General features: G+C 31.1%; 1 protein-coding gene. It reads right to left on the bottom strand.

The genetic code is table 11. The annotated features are described in order from the left end of the window. Window positions 1-77: 77 nt before the first annotated feature. Window positions 78-544, bottom strand: a 467-nt coding sequence (locus AC6I5C_RS17845) for a hypothetical protein (protein WP_497906352.1), incomplete at its 5' end; no start/stop codon positions are given.

Raw genomic sequence — 544 nt, 5'->3', positions numbered from 1 at the left:
AAAATCGGAAGCAATGAATTATACACTGTGTTGGCGGTAGTTTTTTGTTTTTTAGAATTTTAAATTCGAGTTATGGTTTAGTATTTTTTGTCAGTCTTATGCTGTAAGCTTAAAAGTGTTCTTAATCCGTAAATTATAATCATTGATGCTCTTCCAGTTTCAATGAAATATTTAAAGTCAGTTCCATTTTTTAGTTTAAGTACTCCGAAGGTTAAGGGCTTGTTTCCAATTCCTTTAAAATCCCCATATCCTTTGTCGGTTGCTCCAGTCAAAATCCCTACTTTTTCAATTCCATTTTCATTTGTAATTAGTTTTTGTGTAGTCAAAATGCTGTAATTATCAGAGTCTACTACAGTCGAACAAATGATCAATTCATTTTCCGCTAAATTTAACGGAAGTCCAGAATAAGCAAATTCAGAATTTGATTCATAAAATTTTGTCCATTTGAAATCGTATGGTTTTATAGTACTTCTTTTAATCGAGGCAACTGAAACATTATGTTTTGATTTATCAGTTTTGTTCATTCGAATTACCGCCAACGGTT

The organism is Mangrovimonas sp. sgz306409 (assembly GCF_059735265.1).
This window is presented reverse-complemented; position numbering and strand designations above follow the sequence as displayed.